At 64.9% G+C, this 1,602-nt stretch carries 1 protein-coding gene; it reads left to right on the top strand.

Annotated features, from left to right (window positions below):
- Nucleotides 1–753 precede the first annotated feature (753 nt).
- Nucleotides 754–1,470, top strand: coding sequence for a class I SAM-dependent methyltransferase (locus tag ACIBTS_RS49355; protein WP_399328559.1), 717 nt, complete (start codon nucleotides 754–756; stop codon nucleotides 1,468–1,470).
- The last annotated feature ends 132 nt before the right edge of the window (nucleotides 1,471–1,602 follow it).

The raw sequence follows: 1,602 nt of genomic DNA, 5'->3' as shown, positions 1-1,602 counted from the left end.
CTTCAGAACCAGTGAAGTCAGGATGATCAAGAGATCGCAGAGTGGCTCACTTTTCATCCGCCGTCCGTGGCCCTCGTTTCACCCGTTGCCGAGAGGCACGAGCGGATTTCCGCCGACGAAGAGACCTGGATGAAACACCGAGACTGCGGGGTGGACGTCGTGCCCGTATCACGCCGTACGGCGTCCATGTCATCACGGGCAGGGGCTGCCGGCCGCCGCCTTGGCGGGTGCCGAACACTACGTGGCGCTCTCCGCCGTAGGGGCCAGCCATGCACGGGGGCTAATTACGTGCGAAGGCGGCTCAGGAGGAGTTGGCACGGCGCTCACCGATCCCCCACTCGATCGTGCCTGCGCGCCGTTTTTCCAGTTCGCGGACGTCATGTCGCGCCCGAACGAACATGCGGACGGCGTACATGTCGCGGCAGTGCTGATCCACCCGATGTCGACGCACGACGTCGCCGCCGCTGTCGCCCAGCGGTGTTCGAGAAGCGGACTCTGCTTTCTACGGCGACTGCACCACGAGGCCATGTCACCCTCGCGCAGTGGTTCCGGCGGAACTGATGGCCGCCTGGTGTACCTGGGATCACGCCCATTCGTGCCTCACTCGACAGGCCTGCTCCCTCCACCGGGACCCCAACGCGGTTCTGGGCTGCTCCAGCGAAGTGTCACAGCTACCGCACACGATTGGTCTTGCTGGATATGCGCACCCATCTACACAGTTCACGGCCGGTCCGGGTTCGCCAGGACGACTACGTGGTCAGCGCCGAGTTCTACGACATCCTTCAGGCCGAGCAGGACGCGGTGCGGGTGCGTCATCTCTACGGCCGTGCTGTGGCAAGCGCCCGGCTCGGTGTACTGGATGTCGGAGCCGGGACCGGACGGGTGACCTTGATGAGCCTTCTCGCCTCGCAGGTAGACGTACACGCCATCGAACCCGCACACGCCATGCGGACACCGCTGATGACGCGCCTGGCCTCCCTGCCCGCCGATCTGAGGGCGCGGGTCACCGTCCATTCCACGACTCTCAGCGAGGCGGGGCTCCGAAAAGTGGCGGACCTCGCGATCTGTCACAACACGATCGCCTGTCTGTCACCCTCCGCCCGACATGTTCTCTGGCCGGCGCTCGCCGAGGCCCTGGTACCGGGTGGCTCACTGCTCCTTCAGCTTCCGCCGCCGGGTCTGCTTCCCGACGAGGTGACTGAGCGTCGCTTCCCGGAGCAACAAGTCGGGCGACACGAGTACGGAGGCCGCATGGTGCTGTCGGCGGAGAGGGACCGGATCCGCACACGCTTCGATTACTGGGTACGGGAGAGTGGGCTCCTGCTGCGCGAGCACACTGAAACCTTCTGGATGTGGCCAGCGTCTCGCACCGAGATGATCAAGGATCTGGAAGATCACGGATTCGTGCCGCAACCGCCCTTGGAAGATCCGGCGGTGCTGGCGATGACTCTCGATCCTCACCTGCAATAGCCCCGGCCACAGAGGCAGACTCCACCTCTCGGACGGTCTAGGTGTATTGCCCTGTGAGGTTGGGGACGCGGCTGGCGGGTGGTTGGCCTTTCAGCGCGGTGTGTCCGCGGTGGTGATTGTAGGTGTGCAGCC

The sequence above is a fragment of the Streptomyces sp. NPDC050121 genome, from assembly GCF_044460385.1.
GTDB classification, from domain to species: Bacteria; Actinomycetota; Actinomycetes; order Streptomycetales; family Streptomycetaceae; genus Streptomyces; species Streptomyces soliscabiei.
This window is presented reverse-complemented; position numbering and strand designations above follow the sequence as displayed.